The organism is Aromatoleum tolulyticum, assembly GCF_900156155.1.
In the GTDB taxonomy this organism is placed as follows: Bacteria; Pseudomonadota; Gammaproteobacteria; order Burkholderiales; family Rhodocyclaceae; genus Aromatoleum; species Aromatoleum tolulyticum.
In genome coordinates this window covers 58067-78737 of sequence record NZ_FTMD01000011.1, presented here as the reverse complement: position 1 = coordinate 78737, position 20671 = coordinate 58067, and the positions used below count along the sequence as shown (strand labels likewise).

Sequence of the window (20671 nt, the reverse complement as noted above, 5' to 3'; positions counted from 1 at the left end):
ACACACTGCAATACAATCCGCCCTCAGAACACACCTCCCAGCCAGCCATTCCGCCGCCTCCGGACGGATCGCCAGCCAGAAACGTCCCGACCGGAGTCCCCATGCGTCCCACCACCCTCGCCGTGGCGATCGCGGCTGCGCTGCCCGCCCTCGCTGCCGCCCAGGCCACCCTGCCCGCCGTCACCGTCACCGCCGAACAGGGCGCCGCCGCGCCGTCCTACAACCCGCTCGTCTCGTCCTCCGCGACGAAGGGCACCGCCCCGCTGCGCGACATCCCGCAGACCGTGAACGTCGTCGGCCCCGAGCTGATCGCCGACCAGGGCGTGCGCTCGCTCGCCGACGCGCTGCAGAACGTGCCCGGCGTGACGCTCAACATGGGCGACGGCCAGCGCGACCAGTTCGCGATCCGCGGCTTCACCGCGATCGGCGACACTTTTGTCGATGGCGTGCGCGACGACGCGCTGTACTTCCGCGACCTGTCCAACACCGAACGCATCGAGGTCCTGAAAGGTCCCGCCGCAGTGCTCTACGGCCGCGGCTCCTCGGGCGGCATCATCAATCGCGTGAGCAAGCTGCCGACGACGCAGGCGATCCGCGAGATCACCGTGCAGCTCGACAGCGAAGGCGAAAAGCGCATCAGCTTCGACACCGCCGGTGCGCTAGGCACGGGCGGCCACGCCTTCCGCCTGACCGGTGCCTTCGAGGACTCCACCGGCTTCCGCGACGAGTCCTTCCTCAAGCGCGAGGCCATCGCGCCCTCGGTCGACCTCAAGCTCGGCGAGGACACGCGCCTGCTGCTGCAGCTCTCGCACAACCGCGACCGCCGCCCGACCGACTTCGGCATCCCCGACAACAACGGCCGCCCGCTCGACGTCGATCACGACACTTACTACGGCTCCGGCAACGCCGATCGCGACGACACGACCACCGCGACGATGAACACCGCGACGGCGACCCTGTCGCACCGCTTCAACGACACATGGTCGCTGCGCAACGTGCTGCGCTACTACGACTTCAAGCTCGACCGCGACAACACCCTGTACCGCTCGGGCAGCGCCTACACGCTCTCCGGCGGCCAGCTCATGATGCAGCGCACCCACGGCCACGTCGTGCGCGACGAGGAAGGCTGGTTCAACCAGCTCGAACTCACCCAGCGCGTGAAGCTCGGCGGCCTGCAGCACACGCTGCTCTACGGCATCGAGGTCGGCACCCAGGACAAGGGCCTCGACATCGACAACTGGATCGGCATCGACCGCGTGCCGCTCTACAACCCCGGCGGCGCGATCCCGCCCTACACGACGCGCGCGCCCAACTCGCGCACCATCGACAACGTCACCACGCAGGACAGCACCGCCTTCTACGTGCAGGACCAGATCGCACTCGGCGAGCAGTGGAAGGCGCTGGTCGGCGTGCGGCATGACGAGTACCGCCAGAAGACCACCGAGGCGACCAAGCCCGACTTCGAGCGCACCGACCGCGAATGGAGCCCGCGCGCCGGCCTTGTGTGGCAGCCGGATGCGAGCCAAGCCTACTACGCCTCCGTGTCGCGCTCCTTCCAGCCCTCGGCCGAGCAGTTCCAGCTCTCCGCCTCCAACGTCGACGCCGACCCCGAGATCACCACCAACCACGAGATCGGCGCGAAGTGGGACTTCCTCGGCGGCGCGCTGTCGGCCGGCGCGTCGATCTTCCAGCTCGTGCGCGAAGACATGAAGATCACCGATCCGGCCACGCGCCAGACGATCAATGCCGGCGAGCAGCGCACCGACGGCCTGGAGCTGTCGATCTCCGGCCGCCCGGCGCCGGGCTGGCAGGTCCACGCCGGCTATGCGTACCTCGACACCGAGATCGTGAAATCGACCGCCACCGGCGGGGCGAACTTCGGCACCCGCCGCGTCACCGTGCCCTTCGAGGGCAAGAACGCCGCGCTCACGCCGCGCCACAGCGGTTCGATCTGGGTGACGCGCGAACTGGGCCGCGGCTGGAGCCTCGGCGGCGGCGTGCACGCGCAGGCCTCGCAGTACGCCTCGCCCGACAACCTCGTGCGCCTGCCCGGCTTCGCGGTGTTCGACGCGGCGCTGCTCTACCGCAGCAAGGCCTACGACCTCGCGTTCAACCTCAAGAACGTCTTCGACCGCGAGTACTGGGCGACCGCCCACGGCAGCGTCAATGGCCTGAACCAGCCCGGCGCACCGCGCACGCTGCAGGCAACGGCGACCTATCGCTTCTGATCGTCTCGTCCTCCCGGCCGCCTGCCGACGGCCGGGATCAGGCCCGGGTCGACGCTTTCACCTGCCACGACTCGGCGCGCGTTACCGCACCAGGCTCGACGCTGCCTCGTCGCGAACCTCGAGAACGTCACCGACGAGCGCTACTGGGCCGCGGCCGGCGACAGCCGCGTCAATTCCAACAGTCCGCTGCTCGCGGTCGGCATGCCGCGTACACTCCGCCTCTCCGCAAAACTGAGCTTCTGAGCCCGCCGTGATCCACCTCCACCACCGCCCGCCCAGCCATCGCGGCAACTCGCAGAAGTGGCTGCGCCGCATCCACGCCTGGTTCGGCCTTGCGCTCGCCGCGATGCTGCTGCTGTTCGCGACCACCGGCTTCCTGCTCAACCACCGCGCCGAGATGAAGATCCCCGCGCTCGACCGCAAGGAGGTCACCCAGCTGCTGCCCATCGAGGCGAGACCTGCCGATCCTGCGGCGCTCGCCGCGGCGCTCGCGCCGGCGCTGGGACTCGACGCGGCGACGCTCAAGCCCCGCGTCGAACCCGCAAAGGCGGTGGGCTGGGGCGGCGGCGACATCCGGCAACCCGAGCGCTGGATCCTGCGCGCGGACACGCCTTCGGAAACGGTGCAGATCGACTACTGGGTGGGCAGCAGCCAGGCCGAAGCCAAGCGCACCAAGCCCAACCTGTGGCTCTACCTCGCACGCCTGCACATGGCGATCGGCACGGGTCCCGCTTGGGTGCTGCTGTCGGACGCCGCCGCGCTCGGCCTCGCCTTTCTCGGCCTGTCCGGCTTCTGGCTGTGGGGCCGGCTGCACGGCTCACCGCGACGGCTCGCGCTGCTCGCGAGCGGCGGCCTCGCCGTCGCGACCGGGCTGGCGTGGTTCGCGGGCTGAAACGCGGACTCCGTCCATATACAAGCACATGCTAATATGACGAACTCAGCAACCGGAGGCCGGTCTCAGAAAGACGCACCGTCAGCCTCATCCTCCCGGAGTTCGTCATGACCCTTCCCGTCCGTCTCCTGACCCGTCGTGCGCTGCTGCTCGCCGCAACTGCCCTCCTGCTGCCCATTTCGGCCGTGCGCGCGCAACAGGGCGCCGTGCCCGAAATCACCCCTGCCGAGGCGCAGGCGAAGGCCAAAGCCGGGAAGATCACGCTGATCGACGTGCGCACGCCCGAAGAATGGCGCGAAACCGGCGTCGCACCGGGCGCAACGCCGATCAACCTGTACCATCCGGGCGGAGCGGAAGGTTTCGTCAAGGAAGTGGTCGCCCGCGTCGGCGGCAAACGCGACACCCCGATCGCCTTCATCTGCCGCAGCGGCAACCGCAGCGGCCAGGCGCAGCGCCTGCTCGCCGCGCAGGGCTTCACCAACGTGTACAGCGTGCGCGAAGGCATGAGCGGCAGCGCCGCCGGCCCGGGCTGGATCAGGAGCGGCCTGCCGGTCGAAGCCTGCAAGGTCTGCTGACGGGAACGCGGCGGAGCCGCAGGCCGCGGCTCCGTTGCACAGACGCTGCACTGCAGCAAATTTCACCCAAGGGGCGCACCAAACCTGCGAGAATCGCGCCTTCCGTCGCATCCGCGACATGCCCGCCCCCGCCGTGATCCTCCGTCCCCGCCCGCACTGGGTCCATCTGCTTTTCGTCCGCCGCGGCTCGCTCGTCCCGCGCATCCTGTCCCAGCAACTGTTCATCTTCGCGCTGTCCTGCGCCGTCGTGCTGCTGCACGGACAGCTCTTCCACTGGAAGGTCACCCTTACGGCGGCGCCGTTCTCGCTGATGGGCGTCGCGTTCGCGATCTTCCTCGGCTTCCGCATCAACGCGAGCTACGACCGCTACTGGGAAGCGCGCAAGCTGTGGGGCGCGGTCCTCGTCGAAGCGCGCAACCTCGCGCGCCAGGCGCTCAACCTCGCCACGCCGAGCACGACGCAGCGCGAGTTCGTGCTGGGCCTGGTCGGCTTCGCGACGGCGATGCGCAACCAACTGCGCGCACGTCCGCGCGACACCGACCTCGCCGGACTGCTGCCCATGGACCTCGTCGAGCGCGTGCGCACCGCGCGCTTCGGTCCCGCGCTGATCCTGCTGTGGCTGGGCGAATGGCTGCGCACGCGCCGCGATGCCGGCGAGCTCGACGCCATCGCCGCGCAGCAGATGGAGCAGTCGCTCAACGAGCTCTCCGGCGCGCTCGGCGGCTGCGAGCGCATCGCCAACACGCCGCTGCCCTTCACCTACTCGGTGATCCTGCATCGCAGCGCCTACTTCTACTGCATGCTGCTGCCGTTCGGCCTGGTGGATTCGATCGGGATCATGACGCCGCTGATCGTGTGTTTCGTCTCTTACACCTTCTTCGCGCTCGAAGCGCTCAGCGACGAGATCGACGATCCCTTCGGCACGATGCCCAACGATCTGGCGCTCGATGCGCTGGTCGCCGGCATCGACGCCAGCCTGCGCGAAATGCTCGGCGAAACCCCACCGCCCGCCCCCGTCCCCGACGCGAATTACCTGCTGACCTGAGCGCCGTCCGCTACCAACCCGGCGGAGCATCGTAGGGCGGAAGGAGCGAAGCGCATCCCGCCCTACCGACCATCACGGCGCTACCAGCCCAGCCCCTTGCGCAGCAGGAGGAGCACGCCCATGCCGGCGATGAAGGGCAGCCACGGACTGCGCGAGCGCACCGCGGCGAGCGCGACGACGATGCCGGCCGCGAGCTTGGGATTCGCCGGGTCGAACGCGCCCGCATCGAGCAGCAGGTCCGGCATGATCAGCGCGGACAGCGCCGCAGCGGGCGCATAACGCAGCGCACGCTGCAGCGCCGGCGGCAGGCGCGCGCCCTCGCCGCCGAGCACGAAGCTGCCGCGCGTGAGGATCGTCGTCGAGCCGATCGCAAACAGCGTCAGCCACAGCCATACCCCATCTACCATGCCTGCCTCCGCTTCTCCGACCAGCGCTCGGCAACGAAACCGGCCGCGATGCCCAAGGCGATCCCGGCGATGACGCCGAGCCGGAGCGGCAAGCCGCGCAACAGCACGGCCCCCAGGCCGCCGACCAGCGCGGCGACGAGCATCGCGCGCTGTTTCACCATCGGCACCAGCATCACCATCAGCGCGATCGTCGTCATGAACTCCAGCGACCAATCCTTCGGGAACACGCCCGCGCCGAGCACGCCGACGAGGCCGCCGAGCTGCCACATGCTCCAGCACAGCATCGCCGGGGCCACGTAGAAGCCCCAGCGCCAATGCGGATCGTCGCTGCGCAGCAGCCGGTCGGCACACAGCACGAACAGGCCGTCGACGAGCAGATAGCCCGACAGCAGGCGCTTCGACCACGACGCGCCGTGGAAGGCCGGCGCCAGCGCGGCGCTGAAGATCACGAAGCGCAGGTTGAGCACCAGCGCGGTGACGAAGATCAGCCACAGCGGCGCGCCGGCAGCGATCAGCGGCAGCGTGCCGAGCTGGGCGGTGCCCGCATAGACGATCAGGTTCATGCCCAGCGACTCGACCGCCGACAGGCCGGTCGAGCGCATCGCCACGCCCGTGACGATCGCCCACGGCAGCAGGCCGACCGACATCGGCAGCATCAGCGTCAGGCCCTCGCGGGCGCCGCGCTTGAAGGATTCATTCATTGGGGAAGCTCACCCGAAACGGGAAAGCGCTTTAGGATACCAGTCCTGCCGCCGCATCGGCAGGCGAAGGTCATTCAACGCCGGGCAACCGCACGAATGCAGTCGGCGTGACGTCGCCGGTGGATCTTGTCGATAATCGGCGGGATACGTACGGCGGGAGGAGCATGGCGCATCCCGCCACGCGGCGGTTGGACGGATTCCAACGCCTGGATTGGCGGGATACGCTGCGCTCCTCCCGTCCTACGCGAGTTGGTGCGATTGCCCTGAGCGATCAGCGCCGCTGCTGCGCCATCTGCGCGCGCGCGGCCCACACCTCGGCCGGCCAGGTGCTCTGGATGAAGGCCAGCGTCGCGCGGATCTCGTCGTCGGACAGCACGCGGGCGAACGCCGGCATGTCGCTCGCGTAGCCCTCGGGCGCCCACGGCGGCACCATGCCGTCGCGCACGATATTCACGAGCAACTCGTTCGGGTGATGCCAGGTGTGGCCGGACGCATCGTGCGGCGGCGCCGGCAGCCGTCCGTCGGCCTTGCGCTGACGCCAGTCGGGCTGCCCTTCGAGCGTGGCGCCGTGACAGGACGCGCAGTGGCGACGGTACAGCGGTTCTCCGCGCGCGACCTGCGCCGCATCCTTCGGATCGATGCGGCCCTCGGCCCCGCCGCCACAGCCTGCCACGCCCACAAGCGCGACCGCGACGAGCGCCGCGGCATGCAGCCGCCCGCCCGCCTTACGGGTCACGCCGGTCGCCGCACGGGTGGCGGTCCGCCCCGCAGTGCTGGAAGTCGCCGAGCGGGCGGTTGAAGGTGTACTCGAACGGTTTGCCGACGAGTTCATGCGCGGCATCGCCCGCGGAGCCCGTCGGCAGCGTGAAGGGCAGCGCAACGACGAACACCGCGGCGCCGATCACCGTGCCGACCACGCCGAGCGGTCGTACGAGCAGAAGGTCGGCCGTCATGTCGCCGGCACGGTCGCCGGTGACGGTTCCCGCCTGCTGCGCGGACACCCCCGCGCTCGTCGTCAGCAACACGGCCGCCCCCAGGGCGGCGGCAAGTTTCCTGCACATGTTCGACTCTCCGGAGCCCCGCGCAACGCGGCTCAATGAGGGCTCAATGGCTGGCGAAGACCCGCGTCTTGCCGTCCGCCGTCACGCTCACGACGTCGTAGCGGTCGGCGGGGAAGGGCCCTTCCATACCGGGCGAGCCCTGCGGCATGCCCGGCGCCGCGATGCCCGCGACCTTCGGCTTCTCCGCCAGCAGGCGCTTCACGTCGGCCGCGGGCACATGCCCTTCGACGAAATACCCGCCAACCTTGGCAGTATGACAGGAGGCCTGCGCCTGCGGCACCCCCGCCCCGCGCTTGATCGTGCCCATGTCGGTGCTCTTGATCTCCTTCACGGAGAAGCCCGCCGCGCGCATGTGCTCGGCCCACTTGCCGCAGCAGCCGCAGTTGGGATCCTTGTACATCACCACTTCCTCGCCGGCAGCGAACACCGGCGCCGCGAACGCGGCGGCCAGCGCCAGCGTCGCGACGAGGGCGAGGGAACGGGCGGGACGGGACGGGGTATGCGACTTCATGATCTTCCTCGAACTCAGACGATTGCCGACGTTTGGCCCGTTCCGGCGGACGGAGGTTCCGTCCCGCGGGCACCGGCTGCCGCGAATCGCGCATCGGCGGACGCGAGCGGCAGATACAGCGTGAAAGTGGTGAGGCCACCGGCGGATTCCACGCCGACGCGGCCGCCGTGCGCTTCGACGATGGAGCGCGTGATCGCGAGCCCCAGCCCTGCGCCGTCGCCCTGGCGGGAGCGCGCGGGGTCGACGCGATGGAAGCGATCGAAGATGCGCGCGAGATGTTCGGGCGGGATCGTCTCCCCGGGGTTGCTGACCGCCAGCCGCGCCTCGCCCCCGGCCGTATCGATCGCGATGCGAACGACGCCGCCCGGCGCCGCATGGCGCAGCGCGTTCGACAACAGGTTCGACACCGCGCGCCGCAGCATCAGCCGGTCGCCCTGCACGCGCGCATCGCCGCCCACCTCCAGCCGCAGGCCCTTCTCCTCGACCAGCGCCTCGTAGAACTCCGCCAGTGCGCCCGCCTCCCCGGCGAGCGACAGCGTTTCGGCCGGCCGCGGCAGCAGGCCGTTGTCCGCCTGCGCGATGAAAAGCATGTCGGCGATCATGCGCGCGAGCCGCTCGTATTCCTCGAGGTTCGACGTCAGGATCTCGCGGTATTCGTCCGCATTGCGCGCGCGCCCGAGCGCAACCTCGGTCTGCGTCATCAGGTTGCTCACCGGCGTACGCAGCTCGTGCGCGATGTCCGACGAGAACTCGCTCAGCCGCCGGAACCCGTCCTCGAGCCGCGCCATCATCGCGTTGAGCTCGCCCGCCAGCGCCTCCAGCTCCACCGGCAGCCTGCGCGTGTCGATGCGCGCTGCGAGATGCTGCGCCGAGACGCCGCGCGCGACCTCCGCCATCTTGCGCAGCGGTGCGAGCCCGCCACGCGCCGCGACCGCGCCGAGCAGACCCGTTGCGACGATCGCCAGCGCCACCGCAAACCACAGCGAACGCTCGAAGTCGCGCATGAAGGCGCGGTGATGCTCGATGTCCATCGACACCACCACGCGCGCCGCGGGAGCACCTGCAATGCCCGTGCGCGCGCTCGCGACCACGCCGCGGTAGATGTGCCCGCCCTGTTCCCAGGTGCGCGCCGGCGGATAGGCGGCCGGATCGCCGCCGGGATCGACCCGCGCCTCCTGCGCCGGGAAATCCGCCCCCGACGACGCGAACAGGATCTCGCCGCGGCCCTCGTCCCTCAGCACCGCGATCGACAGGCTGTGGTGCCCCACCAGCGCGCTGTCGAGTTGCTGCGCGACGTTCGCGAAATCCGCCTCGTCGCCCACCTGCGCGAGCACCGAACGCGCCAGTTCGAGCTTGCCGTGCAACTCGACGAGGTCGCCTTCCTCGAAATGGCGCTCGACCGTCGCCGAGATATAGATACCCAGGCCCAGCAGCACGGCGGCAAACAGCCCGCCGAAGAGCAGCGTCAGGCGCAGCGTCAGCGACAGTCGCGGCATCACGGCGCCTCGAGCACGTAACCCATGCCGCGCACGGTGCGGATCAGCTTCGGCTCGAAGGGATCATCCACCTTCGCGCGCAGGCGGCGCACCGCGACCTCGATCACGTTGGTATCGCTGTCGAAGTTCATGTCCCACACCTGCGACGCGATCAGCGAGCGCGGCAATACCTCGCCCTGGCGGCGCAGCAACAGCTCCAGCAGGCCGAATTCCTTCGCGGTGAGGTCGATGCGCTGCCCGCCGCGCGTCACGCGCCGGCGCAGCAGGTCCAGTTCGAGGTCGGCGGCGCGCAGCACGTCCGGCTCCTTCGACTTGCCGCGGCGCAGCAGCGTGCGCACGCGCGCAAGGAGCTCGGAAAAGGCGAAGGGCTTCACCAGGTAGTCGTCGGCGCCGAGCTCCAGCCCGCGCACGCGGTCCTCGACCTGGTCGCGCGCGGTGAGGAACAGCACCGGCATCTCGCGCCCCGCGCGCCGCACCGTCTGCAGCACGCTCCAGCCGTCGAGGCCCGGCAGCATCACGTCGAGGATCACCAGATCGTAGTCGCCGGTCAGCGCCAGATGCAGCCCGTCCATGCCGTCGCGCGCGAGATCGACGACGAAGCCGGCCTCAACCAGGCCCTGCCTGAGATAATCGCCGGTCTTGGACTCGTCTTCGACGATCAGGATCTTCACCACGGGCTCCTTGCCACCAACTCACCACGGAACGCATTGTGCCCGCCTGCGCCGGACACGGCTCAAGATTACAAAGATGTAACCCTCGGGTCAGCTTTCTGTCCGGAGCCGGTTTTCATACTGCATCCAATCCCCGGCCATACACGGAGTACGCACCATGAAACCCCTTGCCCTCGTCGCAACCCTCGCCCTGTTCGCGATGTCCGCCGCGCCGGCGCTGGCGCAGATGAGCCATGACGCGCACAGCCACGCGCCGGCAGCCGTTCCTGTCGCTGCAACCGCCGCCAGCACCGCGAAGATGTCCGAAGGTGCCGTGCGCAAGGTCGACAAAGCCGCCGGAAAGATCACGATCGCCCACGGACCGCTCGAAAACCTCGGCATGCCGGCAATGACGATGGCCTTCCGCGCAGGCAATGCGGCGATGCTCGACCAGGTCAAGACGGGCGACAAGATCCGCTTCGTCGCCGAACGCGTCGATGGTGTGTTTACCGTTACGCAGCTGGAAGTCGCGAACCATTGAATGACCGTTCTGGCTGAGCCTGTCGAAGCCCTGCCAATGCCCTTCGACAGGCTCAGGGCGAACGGAGGTATTTGATTGCCGCATTCGCTAATTGGGTCCGCCGAACGGAGCCCGCCCGGCGACTCGCAGGACGCCCGGCGCCGCCCCCGGCGGCCGTCACACCACGAACAACACGGCAGCTGCCCCGCCGCCGCAAACAACAACGCCTTCGCGGAGTCCCGACGATGAACTCGTCCCACGCAGGAACGCACCGGCCGCACGCCCCGGCCTCGCTCCTGGTCGCAAGCCTGCTGGTTGTCGCGGTGACGGCCCACGCCGAGGACGCAAACCCGCCACCAGCCCCATCGATCGCCCGAACGTTCCCGGTCATTCCAACCGCCCCTGCGGTGAATCAGGCGCCCCCCCTCGGCGCCGACATCGCCGGCCTGCTGGAACACGCCCGCACGACGAACCCCGCCTTCGCCGCCCAACGCGCCGAAACCGCCGCGGCACGCGAACGCATCGACTCCGCCGGCGCCCTGCCCGACCCGAACGTGCAGGTCGAGCTGATGGACTTCACCAACGAGATGCGCGGCGGCGGCACGACGCTGGTGCCCGGCCGCGTAGGCGAGACCCGCTACCGTTTCATCCAGCCGCTGCCGGGCTGGGGCAAGCGCGACCTGCAGAGCCGCGCCGCCGCCGCCAAGGCCGAGCAGGCCGCGGCCGGGCTCGACGCCGCCTGGCTGGATCTCGCCATGACCATCAAGCAGGCGTGGCTTCGCTACTACGCGGCCGACCGCGAAGCCGCCCTCGCGCGGGAATCGCTCGCACTGCTCGGTGGCCTCGAGGAAGCCACCCTCGCACGCTACCGCCAGGGTCTCGCCCCGCAGCAGGCGGTGCTGCGCGCCCAGCGCGAGATCACCAGCCAACGCCTCGCGCAGGTCGGCATCGAACAGCGCCGCCGCGGCGCCGTCGCGGCCCTCAACGGCCTGCTCGCGCGCGCACCGCATAGCCCGCTCGCCGCCCCCGTCGAACCGCCCGCGCTCCCCGCCGTGCTCGACCTGCCCGCCCTCGCCGACCGCGCCCGCAGCACCAACCCGGCCCTCGCGGCGGACGAGCGCGGCATCGAGGCTGCCCGCCTGGAACGCGAACGCACCTGGGCCGACCGCTACCCCGACTACTCGATCGGCCTCACCAACAACCGCCCGCGCGGCGAGGACCAATCCTGGGACCTGATGTTCGAAGTGATGATCCCGCTGCAGCAGTCGGCACGCCGCGCCCGCGAGCGCGAGGCCGCCCACATGCTCACGGCCGCCGACGCGAAGCGCGAGGCGACCGGCGCACGCCTCGCGGGCGAGCTCGGCGCCGCCTGGGCGAACTACACGAGCAGCCAGGAAAGCCAGCGCCTCCTCCGCGCCACGCTGCTGCCGCAAGCACAGGCGACACGCGACGCGACGCGCGCGGCCTTCGAGACCGGGCGCGCCGACTTCGACGCGGTGCTCGAAGCCGAGCGCCAGCTGGTCGACACCCGCATGAGCCTGCTGCAGTCGGAAGTCGAAGCCCGCATGGCCCTGTTCGAAATCGAGAAACTGGTCGGAGAATCCCTGTGAAGCCCGCCGCACAACTCGCCGCCGGCGCCGCCGCGGTCGCGCTCGCCCTCGCCGCCGGCTACTTCGCCGGCACCCGCAACGCGGACCATCCCGCCCCCGCCACTTCTGCCGACGCCACCGCACCCGCACCCGCGGAAAACACGGGCGGCAAGAAGATCCTGTACTACCGCAACCCGATGGGCCTGCCCGACACCTCGCCGGTACCCAAGAAGGACTCCATGGGCATGGACTACATCCCTGTGTATGAAGGCGAGGACGCAGGCGCCGACGACACCGGCACCGTGACCGTGAGCCCGTCGCGCCTGCAGACGCTGGGCGTGCGCACGGCGCTCGCCGAGCTGCGCGCGCTCGACGAACCCGTCCGCGTCGTCGGCCGTGTCGCGATCAACGAGCGCACCATCGTCGACGTCGCGCCGCGCTTCGAAGGCTGGATCGAACGTCTGCACGTCAACGCCAACGGCGACCCGGTGCGCCGCGGCCAGGCGCTGTTCTCCGTGTACAGCCCGGAACTGATGTCGGCCGGCAGCGAACTGCAGATCGCCGAACGCCTGCAGCGCGACGCCGCGGCCGACCCGGCAGCCGCCGAATCGGCCCGCCGCCTCGCGGAGGCGACCCGCGCACGCGTCTCGAACTGGCAGATGAAGCTGCCCGAGGGGGCCAAGGCCGGCACCGACGGGCCTTCCGTCACCTCTCCCGGCAGCGGACGGCTCACCTTCACATCGCCCGCGAACGGCATCGTGCTGGAGAAAAAGGCCGTCGAGGGCATGCGTTTCATGCCCGGCGAGGCGCTCTACCGCATCGCCGACCTGTCGAGCGTGTGGGTGCTCGCCGACGTGTATGAGCGCGACCTCGCGCGCGTAAAACCCGGCCAGCCGGCAACCGTGACGCTCGACGCCTTCCCCGGGCGCAGCTTCCCGGCGAAAGTGGCCTACCTGTATCCGACGCTCGACGCCGCGACCCGCACCGTGTCCATCCGCCTCGAACTCGCGAACCCCGAGGGGCTCCTGCGCCCGGGCCTCTTCGCACACGCCGAAGTCGCCACCGGCAAGGCCGCCCCCGTGCTGACGGTCCCCGCCTCCGCGATGATCGACAGCGGCGAGCGCCAGGTCGTGCTCGTCGCGCAGGACGAAGGTCGCTTCCTGCCGAAGGCAGTCAAGGTCGGCCGCCGCGGCAGCGATCACATCGAGATCATCGAAGGCATCGCCGCCGGCGACCGCGTCGTCGTGTCAGCGAACTTCCTGATCGATGCCGAAAGCAACCTGCGCGCCGCGCTCGCGACCTTCACCGCCGGCAAGGACGGAGGCGCTGCCGTGCCGAACTACTCCGCCGACGGCACGCTGGACGCGATCGACACCTCCGCCGGCACCGTCAGCATCACCCACGGCGCAATCCCCGCGCTGAAATGGCCGCCGATGACGATGGACTTCAACTTGGCCTCGCCGGATGTCGCCAAGGGCGTTGCGCCGGGCACCCCGATCCGCTTCGAATTCGAACAGCGAGCGCAGGGCGAATTCACGATCACCCGCATCGAACCCGCCGCCGCCAGCGGGCACAAGGGACACTGAGGGGTCACCGGCATGCTCAATCGCCTCATCGACTGGTCCGCGCGCAACGTCGTCCTCGTCCTGCTCGCGACGCTGTTCGTCAGCGCCGCCGGCCTCTATGCGCTGAAGAAGACGCCTGTCGACGCCCTGCCCGACCTCTCCGACGTGCAGGTCATCGTCTACGCCGACTTCCCCGGCCAGGCGCCGCAGGTCGTCGAGGACCAGGTCACCTACCCGCTCACGACCGCGCTGCTGGCGGTGCCCAAGGCCAAGGTCGTGCGCGGCTTCTCGATGTTCGGCGCGTCGTACGTGTACGTGATCTTCGAGGACGGCACCGACATCTACTGGGCGCGTTCGCGCGTGCTCGAATACCTGTCCTCGGCTGCCGCCCGCATGCCCGCAGGCGTCGCGCCGCAGATCGGGCCGGACGCGACCGGCGTCGGCTGGGTCTATCAATACGCGCTCACCGGCAAGGACCGCTCGCTCGCCGAACTGCGCAGCCTGCAGGACTGGTACGTGCGCTACCAGCTCACCAAGGCCCACGGCGTCGCCGAAGTCGCGAGCCTCGGCGGCTTCGTCAAGGAATACCAGGTCACCGTCGACCCGCACCGCCTCGCCACTTACGGCATCCCGCTCGACCGCGTCGCGCAGGTCATCCGCGCCTCCAACCGCGACGTCGGCGGACGCGTCGTCGAACTGGCCGAAACCGAGTACATGGTGCGCGGCCGCGGCTACCTCAGGAACGCCGAGGACATCGGCAACCTCGTGCTCAAGAGCGAGGGCGGCACGCCGGTGCTGGTGCGCGACATCGCGCGCGTCGAGATGGTGCCGGCCGAGCGGCGCGGCATCGCCGAGCTCAACGGCGAAGGCGAAGTCGCCTCCGGCATCGTCATGGCGCGCTTCGGCCAGAATGCGCTGGAAGTGATCGCCAACGTCAAGGCCAAGATCACCGAGATCTCCGCGGGACTCCCCGAAGGCACCTCCATCGTCCCGGTCTACGACCGCTCGGCACTGATCGAACGCGCCATCGCCAACCTCAAGACCACCCTCATCGAGGAAAGCCTGATCGTCGCCGCCGTGTGCATCATCTTCCTGATGCACGTCCGCAGCGCGCTGGTCGCCATCATCACCCTGCCGATCGGCATCCTCATCGCCTTCATCGCGATGCACTCCCTCGGCCTCGGCTCCAACATCATGAGCCTGGGCGGCATCGCCATCGCCATCGGCGCGATGGTCGACGCCGCGATCGTGATGATCGAGAACGCCCACAAGCGCCTCGAACAGGTCCCCGACGACGCCCCGCACACGGCACGCGCCGAGGCGATGATCCGCGCCTGCAAGGAAGTCGGCCCCGCGCTGTTCTTCTCGCTGCTGATCATCACCGTCTCCTTCCTGCCGGTGTTCACGCTCGAAGGCCAGGAAGGCCGCATGTTCTCGCCGCTCGCCTTCACCAAGACCTTCGCGATGGCCGGCGCGGCACTCCTGTCCGTGACGCTCGTGCCGGTGCTGATGATGCTCTTCATCCGCGGCCGCATCATGCCGGAGGCGAAGAACCCGGTGAACCGCGTGCTGATCTGGCTGTACCGCCCGATCATCGCGTGGGTCATGCGCCACCGCTGGCTCACGCTCGTCGCCGCGGTCGCGTCGATGGCGATCACGATCTTCCCCGCCCAGCGCATCGGCGCCGAGTTCATGCCGACGCTCAACGAAGGCACGCTGTTCTACATGCCCGCGTCGCTGCCCGGCATGTCGGTCACCAAGGCCGGCGAACTGCTGCAGACCACCGACCGCATCATCAAGACCTTCCCCGAAGTCGAGTCCGTCTACGGCAAGGCAGGCCGCGCCAACAGCGCCACCGACCCGGCACCGCTGGAGATGTTCGAGACCGTCATCAACCTCAAGCCGCAGTCCGAATGGCGTCCCGGCATGACGACCGACAAGCTCATCGCCGAGATGGACGCCGCGCTCAAGTTCCCGGGCGTCGCCAACTCCTGGACCATGCCGATCAAGGCCCGCCTCGACATGCTGTCGACCGGCATCCGCACCCCGATCGGCGTGAAGGTCTTCGGCAAGGACCTCGCCACCATCGAACGGCTCGCGCGTGAAGTCGAAGCCGCCGTGCGCGACGTGCCCGGCACCACCAGCGCCTACGCCGAGCGCGTAACCGGCGGCTTCTACCTCGACATCACGCCCGACCGCGTCCAGCTCGCGCGTTACGGCATCACCGTCGACGACTTCCAGATGGTCGTCGCCACCGCCTTGGGCGGCGAACCCGTCACCACCACCGTCGAAGGCCTGGAACGCTACACCGTCGCCGTGCGCTACCCACGCGACCTGCGCGACGACCCGCGCCGCATCGCCGCGGAAGTCTTCGTGCCGCTGCCCGTCGGCGGCAACCTCCCCCTCGGCCAGCTCGCCAAGGTCTCGCTCACGAAAGGCGCCCCGGCGATCCGCACCGAAAACGCGCTCCTCGCCGCCTACGTGTTCGTCGACATCCGCGACCGCGACATCGGCTCCTACGTCGCCGACGCCCGCCGCGCGGTCACCGAAAAGGTCGACTTCCCGCCCGGCTACTACGCCACCTGGAGCGGCCAGTTCGAATTCATGGAGCGCGCCAAGGAAAAACTCGTCGTCGTCGTCCCCCTGACGCTCGCGATCATCTTCCTGCTCCTCTACCTCAACTTCCGCCGCCTCACCGAGACCCTCATCGTCATGCTCTCGGTGCCCTTCGCGCTGGTCGGCGGCATCTGGCTGATGTGGTGGCTCGGCTACAACATGAGCGTCGCGGTGGCCGTCGGCTTCATCGCGCTCGCCGGCGTCGCCGCCGAAACCGGCGTCGTCATGCTGATCTACCTCGACCACGCATGGGAAGCCATCCGCGCCAAACGCCTCGCCGACGGCCGCCAGCCCGACGCCGCCGACCTCTACCACGCCATCATGGAAGGCGCCGTCGAGCGCGTGCGCCCGAAGATGATGACCGTCGTCGCGATCATCGCCGGCCTCTTGCCGATCATGTGGGGCACCGGCACCGGCTCCGAGGTCATGAGCCGCATCGCCGCCCCGATGGTCGGCGGCATGCTGTCCTCGACGGTACTGACGCTGGGCGTGATTCCGGCGATTTATGCGCTGGTGAAGGAGTGGGAGTTGCGGCGGGGGCGGGACGCGACCGCCCTGCCTCGATCAGCCCCCCACTGACACCGCCCGTCGTCCCGTCGGGGTTCTTGAGGTGAAATTTCGTTCGTCGCGACTCGCGACTCGTGCTGGCTCGAACCGGAATCGATCTGAGGGCGCGGCAGCAACGTCCGCTGCGCCGGGTCCCCTCACCCCAGCGTCGCTCGTGAATCTGCTGTTTCAGGGGTTCTAAAGGCTCGGGGCCTGATGCCTCAAACGTGCCGACTGCTGCGGCGTCACCGCTCCGCGCCCAAGACATTGTCAACATCTGACATTTCCGCACGTCATCACGTCGGCTGTTGACGCAAATTGTGACAATTGTCACAGAGGAATGTCATGCGGCCTCAAACCCTGACGGGACGTTGACTCCTTAAGTCTTTGGGTTGGCGAGGTTTTCTGAAGGATTCCGTGCGGGGAATGCGCGCCTTGGGAATCTGGCATAGCCATTGCAACAGGGTAGACAAGCGGATTTTCCGTGGTTTCCCTCAAGGAGAAGCATCATGAAAAAGGTTCAGCAAGGCTTTACCCTGATCGAACTGATGATCGTTGTGGCGATTATCGGTATCTTGGCGGCGGTGGCGCTGCCGGCGTATCAGGATTACACGATTAGGGCCCGCTTGACTGAAGGCTTCGGTTTGGCCGGTGATGCCAAGGCGCGCATTGCAACCGAAGGTTCGGCTACTGCGACTGACCTTGCGGCGCTTGCGACAGTTTGGAACGCGCAGGCTGCAAATACTGGCGCTAACAGTAAGTACGTCAACTCCGTGTTGATGAGTGGCACAACTGGCGAAATTACGATTACGTATAATCCGGCATCTACCGGCGTTATCGCAGGTCAGAATACGCTCGTCATCCGTCCGTTCGTGCGTGCCGCCGGCGCTGGCACTGCTGTTACGTTGGACGCTGCTTTGACTGCCGGTACCACGGGGAGTCTCGACTGGTCCTGCGCATCAGTAACTCAGGCCGCATCGACCGCGTCGGGAATGACAGGCACTACGCCGGGTACCGTGCTCGCCAAGTATGCACCGGGCTCGTGCAAGTAAGAATAGCTAGCGTAGGGCGGAAAAGCGAAGCGCCTTCCGCCGCGTGAATGAAGGGATCGCCGAGGCGATCCCTTTTGCTTTTAGAACAAAGGGACCCAGTCTCTTTCGGAAGAAGGGATTGCGAGCACGCTTCCCGCACCGGAAGCCGTGATCCGCGACGACCGGGAGCGCCAGAGGATGCGTGTCGTCCTGAATGCATCCGCAGCCGTCAACCTGGTCATGCGCACGGAACAGGCAGCTGCGGACGGCCTCGCGTTCGCCTACTCCATCCCCCACTTCTGCAAGCGATAGCGCAACTGCCTGAGCGTCATCCCCAAGCGCCGCGCAGCCTCGGAGCGGTTCCAGCGCGTCTCGTCGAGCATCCGCAGAATCCGTACGCGTTCGTCCTCACCATCCTCGCTGCTGTCGGCGTCCAGATCCGCGCCGCAGGAATCCGCCGCCCCGAAAACCCTGAAAGGCTGGGCGATGCCTTCGGTCGGGTGCAGGTCGATGTCGCCGGCACGGATTTCGTCGCCGTCACATAGCGCGCAGGCGCGTTCGAGCAGGTTTTCGAGTTCGCGGACGTTGCCGGGAAAGGGGTGCTGCTTCAGCGCGGCGGAGGCATCGGGCGCCAGGCGGTGCGGCGGGACGCCGTCGCGGTCGGCGAGCCGCGCGAGGATGTGCCCGGCAAGCTCCGGGATATCTTCCGGGCGTTCGCGCAGCGGAGGCACGCGCAGCGTGATGACGTTGATGCGGAAATAGAGATCCTGGCGGAACTTGCCGTCGGCGACGAGCTGCGCGAGGTCGCGGTGCGAGGCGGACAGGATGCGGACGTCGACGGATTCTTCGGCGTGGGCGCCGACCGGGCGCACCGCACGCTCCTGGATCGCGCGCAGCAGCTTCACCTGCATCGCCAGCGGCAGGTCGGCAACCTCGTCGAGGAACAGGGTGCCGCCGCGCGCAGCCTGAAAGAGGCCGTCCTTGTCGAACACGGCGCCGGTGAAGGCGCCCTTGCGGTGCCCGAAGAACTCGCTTTCCATGAGTTCGGGCGGAATGGCGCCGCAGTTCACCGGCACGAACGGGGCCGATGCACGCGGGCCGAGCTCGTGGATGAGGCGCGCGATCACTTCCTTGCCGGTGCCGGATTCGCCCTGGATGAACACCGGTGCCTGGTTGCGCGCGAGCTTGGCAATCTGCGCGCGCAGGTGCTCGAGCGCCGCAGAGTTGCCGATGAGCGTGCGCGTCGTGCCGCCGGCGCCGGGCGTCGGTGCCGCCGCGGCCTGCAGTTTCAGGGCGTGGCTGACCAGCTCGCGCAGGGCCTTGAGTTCGACGGGTTTGGTGACGAAATCGAAGGCGCCGCACTTCAGCGCGCGGATCGCCGTTTCGATGCTGCCGAAGGCGGTGATCACGGCGACGGGCAGGCCCGGTAAGTGCGACTGGATGTGCGCGACGAGTTCCAGCCCGTCGCCGTCGGGCAGGCGCATGTCGGTGAGGCACAGGCGGTAGTTCTTTTCGCCGAGCAGGCGACGCGCCTCCTCGACGGTCCCGGCGGTATCGCACGCGAGCCCCATGCGCAGCAGCGAGAGTTCCAGAACTTCGCGGATGTCCTCCTCGTCGTCGACGACCAGGACGTCGATTCCGGCGGGGCGGTTACGTCGTTCGGGTGTATTCATGGCTGACTCCGTCCGGTGAGCACGAAATGGGCGCCGGGCGCATTGTCGCGCAATTCGAGCGTGGCGCCATTGGCTTCGGCCAGTTCGCGGGAGATATAGAGGCCCAGGCCGGTACCCTTGGGGTGCGTCGTGAAGAAGGGCTCGAACATGCGCGCACGATCGGCCGCGGCAATGCCGGGACCGTCGTCGACGACATGCACGGCAACCCGTCCGCCGGCCTCGACGCGGGCGTACACGTGCACCGAACCGGGCGCCCCCGAGCAGTAGCGGCGGGCGTTGCCGATCAGGTTGTCGAGGATCTGGTGCATGTGCGCGCGGTCGACGGCGAAGGTCACATCGCCGGGGATGTCCAGCGCGAAGACTTGGCGCTCGGCACCGCCGCGCAGGGCAAATTCGTCGAGCAAGCCGCACGCGAAGGACGCCAGCGGCAATGCCTCGGGCAGCGTTTCGTCGCGTCGTCCCAGCGCCAGCACATCGCGGATCATCCGCTCGATGCGCTTGGCATTGTCGTTGATGATGCGCACCAGGCGTACCTGAACGTCGCCGCGCTTCTCCTCCGTCAACAGCTCGGCCGCCTGCGTGACGGCAGACAGCGGATTGCGGATCTCGTGCGCCATGCTGGCCGTGAGACGCCCCAGCGCGGCCAGCTTGAGCTGCTGGATATGGGTCTGGATCTCCTCGAAATCGGTCAGATAGATCACCGTCTCGCCGCCCGCGGCGCGCTGCCCGTCGACGTCGTCCTGCGCGCCGACGGCACGGCAACGCAGCAGCTTCCCTGCCGGTCCGAGGCGGCGCAGGCTGCCTTCGGGCGTGCTGCAACACGTGGGCACCTCGGCGAAATTCTCGTCGACGTCGGTCAGGCGCAGGCCATCGACGCTGGTCAAGCCCAGCAGCTCCGCGGCACGCGGATTGGCCTGACTGACGACACCGTCCGCGGCGACCACCAGCACGCCATCCTGCATGTCGTGGATGATGCGCTCGTTGACGGCCTGCTGCTTGGCGAGCGCCTCGCCGCGCTGCACCGCCAGCGATTCGTTGGCCTTTGCGCGTAACGCGAGGAAGCGCGCCGTGATCGCGATGCCGAAGAAGGCCGTGCAGACGAAGGCTACCTGCACGAAGTCCGCCGCCCGTTCCCCGGCGACGAATCGCCAGACGTTCTCGGCCAGCACCGCGACAGTGGCAAGCGCAGCGTAGAAGAGCACCATGCGCCCTTCGGCGACAAGGCCGACGCCGGCCAGCACGACCATCATCAGCACCGGTATGCCGCTGCGGTAACCGCCGCTGGCCCACATCATCGCGGCCAGGACGCCGATGTCGATGACGGTCTGCAGGGTGATGACGCGGTCGACACCAAAGCGCCGCGCCGCATCGGGGAAGCCCAGCGCCAGCACGGCGGCGAGGTAGGCAATGGCCGCGGCGTTGAACACTTGCGGCGCATCCGCGCCGAGATTGAGCTCGAGGCCCGCGACGAGGAAGAGCCCGGCGAGGATCAGGCGAAAGAGGTTGAGGTAGCGCAGGGGGCCTCGGCGCGCGAGGTCGCGTCGTTCGTCCGCAGCGGCGCGCAT

At 68.7% G+C, this 20671-nt stretch carries 18 protein-coding genes; 9 read left to right on the top strand and 9 right to left on the bottom strand.

Annotated features, from left to right (window positions below; translation table 11 throughout):
- Positions 1 to 101: 101 nt before the first annotated feature.
- From BW991_RS16500 to BW991_RS16485, 4 genes are all read left to right on the top strand, one after another.
- Complete coding sequence (locus BW991_RS16500) at positions 102 to 2228, top strand: TonB-dependent receptor (protein WP_076603210.1); 2127 nt, start codon at positions 102 to 104, stop codon at positions 2226 to 2228.
- Positions 2229 to 2478: 250 nt separating this feature from the next.
- The gene (locus tag BW991_RS16495; RefSeq protein ID WP_076603209.1) at positions 2479 to 3120 is read left to right on the top strand and encodes a PepSY-associated TM helix domain-containing protein; all 642 of its coding nucleotides are present in this window, start codon (positions 2479 to 2481) and stop codon (positions 3118 to 3120) included.
- 107 nt (positions 3121 to 3227) lie between these two features.
- Positions 3228 to 3695, top strand: coding sequence for a rhodanese-like domain-containing protein (locus BW991_RS16490; RefSeq protein WP_076603208.1), 468 nt, complete (start codon positions 3228 to 3230; stop codon positions 3693 to 3695).
- A 118-nt stretch (positions 3696 to 3813) separates the two neighbouring features.
- Positions 3814 to 4740 (top strand): bestrophin family protein, encoded by a 927-nt coding sequence (locus tag BW991_RS16485; protein ID WP_244551728.1) that lies wholly within the window; start codon positions 3814 to 3816, stop codon positions 4738 to 4740.
- Between the two features lie 80 nt (positions 4741 to 4820).
- Here BW991_RS16485 and BW991_RS16480 read toward each other — a convergent pair whose 3' ends face one another.
- The 7 genes from BW991_RS16480 to BW991_RS16450 all read right to left on the bottom strand — a co-directional run bounded on the left by BW991_RS16480 (position 4821) and on the right by BW991_RS16450 (position 9587).
- Complete coding sequence (locus BW991_RS16480) at positions 4821 to 5147, bottom strand: AzlD domain-containing protein (protein ID WP_076603207.1); 327 nt, start codon at positions 5145 to 5147, stop codon at positions 4821 to 4823.
- On the bottom strand, positions 5141 to 5848 hold the full coding sequence (locus BW991_RS16475) for an AzlC family ABC transporter permease (RefSeq protein WP_076603206.1): 708 nt from the start codon (positions 5846 to 5848) through the stop codon (positions 5141 to 5143). The genes BW991_RS16480 and BW991_RS16475 overlap by 7 nt, the downstream gene beginning before the upstream one ends.
- A 271-nt stretch (positions 5849 to 6119) precedes the next feature.
- Positions 6120 to 6584: a c-type cytochrome gene (locus BW991_RS16470; protein WP_076603205.1), complete on the bottom strand. Its 465-nt coding sequence runs from the start codon at positions 6582 to 6584 to the stop codon at positions 6120 to 6122.
- The gene (locus BW991_RS16465; protein WP_076603204.1) at positions 6574 to 6909 is read right to left on the bottom strand and encodes a hypothetical protein; all 336 of its coding nucleotides are present in this window, start codon (positions 6907 to 6909) and stop codon (positions 6574 to 6576) included. Before BW991_RS16465 ends, BW991_RS16470 begins: the two co-directional genes overlap by 11 nt.
- A gap of 43 nt (positions 6910 to 6952) precedes the next feature.
- A complete protein-coding gene (locus tag BW991_RS16460; protein ID WP_076603203.1) occupies positions 6953 to 7420 on the bottom strand; it encodes a DUF411 domain-containing protein in 468 nt (155 codons plus the stop codon).
- A gap of 14 nt (positions 7421 to 7434) precedes the next feature.
- Positions 7435 to 8916: a heavy metal sensor histidine kinase gene (locus BW991_RS16455; protein WP_076603202.1), complete on the bottom strand. Its 1482-nt coding sequence runs from the start codon at positions 8914 to 8916 to the stop codon at positions 7435 to 7437.
- Positions 8916 to 9587, bottom strand: coding sequence for a heavy metal response regulator transcription factor (locus BW991_RS16450; protein WP_076603201.1), 672 nt, complete (start codon positions 9585 to 9587; stop codon positions 8916 to 8918). Before BW991_RS16450 ends, BW991_RS16455 begins: the two co-directional genes overlap by 1 nt.
- Positions 9588 to 9744: 157 nt before the next feature.
- Here BW991_RS16450 and BW991_RS16445 point away from each other — a divergent pair, with 157 nt between their 5' ends.
- The 5 genes from BW991_RS16445 to BW991_RS16425 all read left to right on the top strand — a co-directional run bounded on the left by BW991_RS16445 (position 9745) and on the right by BW991_RS16425 (position 17454).
- Complete coding sequence (locus tag BW991_RS16445; protein WP_076603200.1) at positions 9745 to 10107, top strand: copper-binding protein; 363 nt, start codon at positions 9745 to 9747, stop codon at positions 10105 to 10107.
- 224 nt (positions 10108 to 10331) lie between these two features.
- The gene (locus tag BW991_RS16440; protein ID WP_076603199.1) at positions 10332 to 11696 is read left to right on the top strand and encodes a TolC family protein; all 1365 of its coding nucleotides are present in this window, start codon (positions 10332 to 10334) and stop codon (positions 11694 to 11696) included.
- Complete coding sequence (locus BW991_RS16435; protein WP_076603198.1) at positions 11693 to 13261, top strand: efflux RND transporter periplasmic adaptor subunit; 1569 nt, start codon at positions 11693 to 11695, stop codon at positions 13259 to 13261. Before BW991_RS16440 ends, BW991_RS16435 begins: the two co-directional genes overlap by 4 nt.
- Positions 13262 to 13273: 12 nt before the next feature.
- Positions 13274 to 16435, top strand: a complete 3162-nt coding sequence (locus tag BW991_RS16430; RefSeq protein WP_076603197.1) for an efflux RND transporter permease subunit — start codon at positions 13274 to 13276, stop codon at positions 16433 to 16435.
- A 476-nt stretch (positions 16436 to 16911) separates the two neighbouring features.
- On the top strand, positions 16912 to 17454 hold the full coding sequence (locus BW991_RS16425; RefSeq protein ID WP_076603196.1) for a pilin: 543 nt from the start codon (positions 16912 to 16914) through the stop codon (positions 17452 to 17454).
- Positions 17455 to 17714: 260 nt separating this feature from the next.
- On the opposite strand, the gene BW991_RS16420 is transcribed toward BW991_RS16425, so the two are convergent.
- Together BW991_RS16420 and BW991_RS16415 are read right to left on the bottom strand one after the other, a co-directional pair.
- Entirely contained in the window at positions 17715 to 19106 is a 1392-nt protein-coding gene (locus BW991_RS16420; protein ID WP_076603195.1) for a sigma-54-dependent transcriptional regulator, read from the bottom strand.
- Entirely contained in the window at positions 19103 to 20671 is a 1569-nt protein-coding gene (locus BW991_RS16415) for a sensor histidine kinase (protein ID WP_076603194.1), read from the bottom strand. The genes BW991_RS16420 and BW991_RS16415 overlap by 4 nt, the downstream gene beginning before the upstream one ends.